Origin of the sequence: Pseudanabaena sp. 'Roaring Creek' (assembly GCF_001402795.1) — a bacterium.
Classification (GTDB): domain Bacteria; phylum Cyanobacteriota; class Cyanobacteriia; order Pseudanabaenales; family Pseudanabaenaceae; genus Pseudanabaena.
Window position 1 is genome coordinate 1 of record NZ_LIRE01000267.1, and the last position, 7,901, is coordinate 7,901.

At 42.2% G+C, this 7,901-nt stretch carries 3 protein-coding genes; 1 reads left to right on the top strand and 2 read right to left on the bottom strand.

Annotated features, from left to right (window positions below; genetic code table 11):
* Positions 1–106: 106 nt before the first annotated feature.
* On the top strand, positions 107–4,441 hold the full coding sequence (locus AC805_RS09210; protein ID WP_197278681.1) for a DEAD/DEAH box helicase: 4,335 nt from the start codon (positions 107–109) through the stop codon (positions 4,439–4,441).
* A gap of 521 nt (positions 4,442–4,962) precedes the next feature.
* On the opposite strand, the gene AC805_RS09215 is transcribed toward AC805_RS09210, so the two are convergent.
* Together AC805_RS09215 and AC805_RS09220 are read right to left on the bottom strand one after the other, a co-directional pair.
* The gene (locus tag AC805_RS09215) at positions 4,963–5,736 is read right to left on the bottom strand and encodes an SDR family oxidoreductase (RefSeq protein WP_055075157.1); all 774 of its coding nucleotides are present in this window, start codon (positions 5,734–5,736) and stop codon (positions 4,963–4,965) included.
* Between the two features lie 596 nt (positions 5,737–6,332).
* Positions 6,333–7,487: an ATP-binding protein gene (locus tag AC805_RS09220; RefSeq protein WP_055075158.1), complete on the bottom strand. Its 1,155-nt coding sequence runs from the start codon at positions 7,485–7,487 to the stop codon at positions 6,333–6,335.
* Between the last annotated feature and the right edge of the window lie 414 nt (positions 7,488–7,901).

Genomic DNA, 7,901 nt, shown 5'->3' on the forward strand with positions numbered 1-7,901 from the left:
GCGCGGCAACTCTCTTTGGGGTTTTATGTCCTGATACAGTTGGCGGCAGCTATATAACGCGATAAATAACGCGATAAATAAACTTCAAACTAGGCTTCAAACTGTTATGAAATCTAGTTCTTTGTTACAATTATTACTTGGAAATATTCGTAACAACAGATTTAAGGTTTCCGTTGTTACAAATACTCCGAATTTCTGTAGTAACCATACAAGCTCTGCTATGCCTGACCTCCAAGTTGATTCTGCCAAACTTTATGAGAACTTGAGTGCAATTTATTTCAAGTTGTCATCTTTGGAACGACAGATGATTCAAATATTTGCGATCGCCTATGCCCCAATTAATCGCAACGAGTACTTTGATTGCTTAATTCACCTTGGACTTAAGGATAAAGACAATAAACATTTCACAGCCACCAGTGTCAAAGGACATATCGATCGCTTTTTAAAGTTAAATCTACTCACATTGGATCGTACTCAAGGCACACAATGCCATAGTTGTCTGGTCGATATCGTCATGCGAGACTCAGTTAAAACAGGTGAATTTGAGAAAATTGTCAATGTGGTCGAAACCCAAATCCCTGTACCAACCTACGGTCGGAATGATGCACGTACTTTCAGAAATGAATCTCAGTTTATCCGTGAAGTCAGAATTGGGATCTATCGGCAAGACATGGACTTTGTGGTCAAGCAGTTCGCCGACTTCTATCGCTATGGCTATTCTCAACAGAAAATTACATTAGAAACGGTTTTATATCAAGTTTGCAGTAATCCCTTTGACTATGAATGGTTTCAGACCTTAAAGCTAGAGTTTTATGAGGTCGGATTAGACACGATTTTGAATAATGGAATGCTCAGGCTAAAACCAACGGAAGAAGCCTATAAGCTATTACTTAGGGAATTTAAGGGAAATAGCGATCGCTGTACAGATCCATTATTACTTGTTTTAATAGAACAAAGTCTATTACGTGCCGATTTGCAGACAGCGCAAGCTGCCTACGATCGCCTACCGATTTCTTTCAAAGAATCAAATGATGAACTCCTCGCTTGGTTATATTTCCTCAAAGGCGATCGCGAATTAGCGATCGCCAAGTTTCGCCAGTCACTCAAGATGATTAGAAAAGCCACGGGCAAGCGTCAGGTTTACTTGAGTGGCGAACCTGGACTGTTTTTTATACTGGCGCTGATTCAGGATGGCACAGCGGAAGCTATGCGCGAAGCTGAAGGCTATGCCAGCATTATGAATAGACAAGCTAACCATTGGTTACAAGCAACCTATAGCAGATTGCAAAAGGTTTTGAAATTTCAACTAGGTGATATCCCTCAAAAAGATCTTCTGAGCAGTGAATACATTCATAATCATACGGAAACTCACTGTTTAGAAGCCTTTTTTAGTACCCTCTGTCTCTATTGGGTCAATCCAGAAAAGGCGAGAATTGAATCGCCCAAAATCCTAGAACCATTACTCAAACAAGCAGTCAATGCTGGATATCACTGGTTCTCCATGGAAGCGGCTGAATTACTAGGAGAGCTTGTACCTAATTCTATCCATCAAAAACACGCCCAAAAATTGAGGCAGAGCAATCAAATTGCCACCATTGTGAACTTGATTCGACCTCAAGAGACTTGGGAACTAAGTTTGAATGCTTTGTTAAATCTTGGCAAAGCTCCACAGGAACAGACAAAATCAGCTAATGTCTCACCACAACGGTTGGTATGGTTGATTACTTTTAATAAGGGAACCTGTACGGTTCAGCCCAAGGAGCAAAAAATTAATGCTAAAGGATTATGGAGTGCGGGAAGGAATATCGCCATCAAGAGGCTTAAGGAATCTATCCATGAGTTTCCCTACATGACACCGCAAGATATACTTGTTTGTGCCCATATCCAAGCTTATTCCTATCATGGGTATTACGGTCAGAGTCAATACGAATTTGATGAAGATACCATTTGTGCCCTTGTAGGACATCCCCTAGTATTTTGGGAAGATTCGCCAACTACAAGGGTCGATATTGTCAAAGGAGAACCCGAACTTCTCGTGAAAGCGGGTCGAGGCGATCGCCTATTTTTAGAATTTTCACCCCAACTAAAAGACGGTCAAAATTTTGTCGTTGTTAAGGAAAGTCCCACTAGATTGAAGGTGACACAGGTAAATGAATCCCACCGTCGTATCACCGAAATTATCGGCAGAAAAAATCGCTTAGAAATTCCCGTCGCCGCTAAAGATCGCGTCCTTGCGGCAATTCATGGCATCTCCTCCATCGTTACCGTGCATTCAGATATTGGCGGCGGTGTGAGCGATGCGGAGGAAGTAGCATCGGATAGCAAACCCCATGTCCATATTTTACCCGCAGGCGATGGATTGAAAGTGGCTATATTAGCCCGTCCTTTCGCCAATGCGGGAGCCTATTATCGTCCTGGAACGGGTGGCACAACCGTACTTGCGGAAATTGATGGGAAGCGCTTACAAACGACTCGCAATCTGAAGGAAGAAAAAAAGCTTGCCCATGAAGTAATCGCCGCCTGTCCGACCTTGGGCAATTACGAAGATAGTGAAAGCGAATGGATAATTGACGATCCAGAGTTTTGCTTGGAATTACTACTGGAATTACAGGCTTTAGGCGATCGCATTATTTTGGAATGGCCTGAGGGCGAGAAAATGCGAATTAGCCATCATGCGGACTTTAATAATTTTAGGATGTCGATCAATCAGAGCCGCGATTGGTTTGCCGCTGAAGGAGAATTATATTTGAGCGATGATAAGGTGTTAAATATGCAGCATCTTTTGGAACTGCTAGATAAAACCCCTAGCCGATTTATTCCCATCGGTGATGGGCAATTTATTGCCCTGACCCATCAATTTCGCAAACGCCTAGATGAGTTTCACCGACTGTCCGAACAACATGGTGCAGAGACAAGGTTCCATCCCCTAGCTGCCTTAGCGCTGGAAGATTTTGTCGATGAAATTGACGATCTCAAAGTTGATAAGCATTGGAAGGCTCATGTCAAAAAAATCAAGGAAATGCGGAAGTTTGAGCCGCAGTTACCATCTACCTTGCAGGCGGATTTACGGGATTATCAGGTTGAAGGGTTTGCATGGTTGGCGAGGCTTGCCCATTGGGGCGTGGGAGCTTGCTTAGCCGATGACATGGGTTTAGGTAAGACCCTCCAGTCCCTAGCCTTGATTCTCACCCGTGCACCCCAAGGGGCGACATTGATTGTTGCGCCCACCTCCGTATGCATGAACTGGATTAGTGAAGCAGCAAAATTTGCGCCAACGCTTAATGTCATTGTGTTTGGTTCGGGCGATCGCCAAAAAGTTCTCGATAATCTCCAACCGTTAGATATTGTGATTTGTAGCTATGGTTTACTCCAGCAGGAAGAGGTTGCCGAAAAGCTCGCCAAAGTAGAATGGCAAACCGTCGTTCTCGATGAAGCGCAGGCGATTAAAAACACTGCCACAAAGCGATCGCAGGCGGCGATGAATCTCCAAAGTGGTTTCAAACTAATCACGACAGGTACTCCCATTGAGAATCATCTCGGCGAACTTTGGAATCTCTTCCGTTTCATTAACCCAGGACTATTAGGTTCCCTCGATAATTTCAATACCAATTATGCCAATCCCATCGAGCGATCGCAGGATCGCGAAGCCCGCAATCAACTGAAAAAATTAATCCAACCCTTCATTCTCCGCCGCACCAAAAACCAAGTCCTACAGGAGTTACCATCGCGTACTGAAGTCACGTTACAGGTAGAACTTACTAAAGAAGAACTGGCATTTTATGAAGCTCTCCGTCGTGAAGCGATCGCCAAACTCAATAGCACCGAAGCCAATGCTGGACAAAAGCATCTGCAAGTGTTAGCGGAAATCATGAAGTTACGTCGCGCTTGCTGCAATACAAAACTGGTTCGCCCCGATATTCCCTTGCCCAGTTCCAAATTGCAGCTTTTTGGTGAGGTGCTGAACGAATTGCTAGATAACAAACACAAAGCTCTAGTATTTAGTCAATTTGTCGATCATCTCCATCTCATTCGTGACTACCTAGATGCCCAAAAAATTAGCTATCAATATCTCGATGGCAGTACTCCCGCAAAAGACCGCAAAAAGCGTGTCGAAGCTTTCCAAGCTGGCGAGGGTGATGTTTTCCTGATCAGTCTTAAGGCGGGTGGTACTGGGTTAAATCTCACGGCTGCGGACTATGTAATCCATATGGATCCTTGGTGGAATCCTGCGGTAGAAGATCAAGCGAGCGATCGCGCCCATCGTATCGGTCAAAAACGCCCCGTCACCATTTATCGACTCGTCGCCAAGGGAACCATCGAAGAGAAAATCGTCGATCTGCACCACCAGAAGCGCGATCTTGCCGATAGTTTACTGGAAGGCACAGATATGAGTGGCAAGGTGACTACCGATGCATTATTGCAATTAATTAATGAAATTTAGACGATATCCCAAAATCTTACAGCGCTTTGCGCTGCCAATTGAAGAAATGGCTACGCCATTTCTTCAATTGGTAAGTAGCTCGGCATAAATTAAAAACCAAAACCAGAGAGCATACCGCCCGCTGCGCGGGCGGTATGCTCTACTGGGGTTTAAGTTTACTTATGCCTAGCTACTTAGCAGATTATTAAGCCATTAAAATTTTGCGGATATTACATTCAGAGTGAAATTTATCAGATTAGATTTTAGCGGAATTCAAGTATTCGGTTTATCAACTAGAATTAGCGATCGCGAGAGATTTCTATGCAAAACAAACCGACGATGAAGCGGCGGCGAAATATCATATTCCCTACTTTTTTAAAATGTTGCGTAAATTTGCTTAAAGAGAAAAATGCTTAGCATCTTTCTCTTTCTAATGTTTTATACCAACTCCCAAAATGGCAACGCTATTTTGGGAATCTCAAAACCTTACGGGATTTATTTTTTAATTCACTGAAGTGAGCCAACACTTCAGTGAATTGGTATTAGCCGACTTTAGGAGCGGCGATTAACAGGATCTTTTCCATTAGGGATGGAAAGAGACGATGACACCATACTGCGAGATGGCTTTGCCATCCGACAAGGATTTCAGGAGTTTCGCGATTTAATCCAGAGATTAACGCTTTAGCAACCTGATTGGGAGTCATCAGCGCCACCCAGCGAAACCATTCTAGATCCTGCGCCATATCCGTATCCGTAAGAGATGGCAGTAAGGCAGATACCTTGATATTGTAGGCAGCTAGCTCTCCGCGCAGAGCCTGAGTGAACCCCACGATCGCAAATTTAGTTGCAGAATAGGTTGCCATCGTTGGCGCAGCTACCTTACCCATGAGGCTAGAAACATTGACAATTCTGCCATTGCGCTGAGCAGCCATCCGTCTTGCTACCATCCGTGTGATTGCATACATCCCTAGCAAATTGACCTCGATTTCGGATTGAACATCCTGAAAGCGCGATCGCAAAAAAGACGATTGATGCGCCACACCCGCACAGTTAATCAAAATATCGATGGGACCGTAATCCCGCCAGACTTGAGCGATCGCAATATTTACCTCAACAGTTTGGGATAAATCGAGAGGCAAACTCACCGCTTCTATTCCTAGAGATTCCACTTCGGAAACTACTGAATTTAAGCGATCGCGATCCCTTGCCACTAAAATCAAGCATTGTGCGCCCTGTTGAGCCAACTCTAAGGCGATTGCTCGACCAATACCCCTTGAGGCTCCAGTGATTAGAGCCGTCTTTCCACGAACATTCATAAAACCTCCAATATTGAGGTCTCACCTTTTACCATTAATATTTACTATTAATAATTGATGTGGATTCTCTAGCCTATGCTACTAGCGGGAACCCATACAAAGTAAAATTTGTGAGACAGTAAATAATCGATTTGTGATTGACCGATAACTAGACCTATATATGCGTTGAGTTTAAAAATTTGCCTAGTTATAGCCCCAACAAATAACCAATAGCCGTTTACTCTTTCCAGTTCATTCCTAGTTCTGTCATGCCGTTACCTCCTTTAGGAAACATGGTCTATGCCGTAATAAAGGAAAATTAATACTGACTTTTAACATGAACTAAACCTTACACCTGTTTTAGTTGTATGTAAAGTATTATTAAATACAAATTCCATCGGCTTACATATAGTGTTTAAGAATTCATTTAGATTGCAAATCTATTGCTATCCAAGCTTTCTAGCCTTGAATTTACTTTAGCGATAATGGGCGATCGCTATGGATTGAGGATCAAAAAATAAGTCTTTAGGCTTATTCCTCAAGGCGTAAAATTGAAATCTATCGATTGGAATCTTGGTCTGTAGAGGATTGAATTCTTAATAATGTCGATCTAATAGTTAGTTCAATATTTTTTCTATTAACTCAGCTTCTAATAGATCTTTTGCTGATGGTAAAACAACTGTAAACTTAGTTCCCACATTGACTTCACTTTCGACATTGATATTGCCATTATGGGCTTCTACTGCTTGTTTGACAATGTATAACCCCATCCCTAACCCCTTAATATTGCCAACATTTTCAGCCCTTAAAAATGGCAAAAATAAATTGTTTAAATATTCTGTAGGGATCCCAATACCATGATCGCTAATGCTTAGAGATAATTGATGAGCATCACAAGTTAAATCCACATCAATAGTTCCACCTTCATAGGAGTACTTAATGGCATTAGAAACTAGATTCATGAAGATATGCCACAGCAATTTTTTGTCAATATTTAACTTGTAGGCTAGTCCTTGGCTATCAAATTTAATTCGATATTTTCGCCCGCTTTCTTCGGTTTGAAAACTCTCAACCAGTTGCTGGCAATAGGTAATAGCATCTACTGGCTCTGGATTAAATGGGAATTTACCCGACTCAGAACAAGCAATAAATCTGACTTCTTCCAGTAACCAGTTAATATCTTTGATCGCAGATTGAATAGAAGTCAGATTTTTAGCTCTGCTCTCTTTAGTTAGTTGTTCCTCAAAGTTTTGTAACTTCCAAATCAACAGTCTAATTACCGACATGGGCGTGGAAAATTCATGGGAGGCCATGGCGAGCAACCGAGACTTTAGAATATGCAGTTCCTTCTCTTTGTCGAGAGCTTCTTGTAATATTTGTTCTTCTTGATGCTTTTTCAACGCCAGCATAATAGCCACATTGACTTCAGCGTATCTTAGGGGCTTGGTCAGATAGCCATAGGGGGAAGAGGCGATCGCCTGTTTTAACGTCTCGGGATCGCTGAAAGCAGTGAGATAAATTATGGGAATTGAAGCGGTTTTATGAATCTCATTGGCCGCAGCGATCCCGTTATCTGAGCCTCTTAATTTAATATCCATCAAAATAATCTCTGGACGTTGCCGATGGATCGAGGCGATCGCCCCATCACTACTGTCAACGATATCCAGAACTCGAAATCCCAAGTCTGATAGAACATCCGAGAGTGCGTTCGCTGTAACAAGCTCATCTTCTACAATCAAAACATCTGCGATTGTATGAGTCTTCACTGTCATGGGTTTGTTCCATCTTGCAACTAAGATAAGCATTTTTTCTGAAATGCTTAAGTATCTAAGCATAAGTAAACTTAAAACCTAGATGAGCGTACTGCCCGCGTAGCGGGCGATACACTCTCTGGCTTTGGGTTTTAATTATGCCGAACTACTTACTATTTAATATTTTTTAATTATACGATTAATATATAAAATTGATAGAGTGACCATAGATTAAAATCAAATGTCGGTGTTTTCAAACAGTAAAGGATTATACCAATTCACGAAAGTGTGACAACACTTTTATGAATTAAACACAAAACCCAGTAAGGTTTTGAGATTCCCAAAATGGCGTTGCCTTTCCCGTAAAGGATTAGAGGTTGCGGTGCTTTGCACCGCAACCTCTAATCCTTTACGGGAAAGGCAGTAGGACAATTT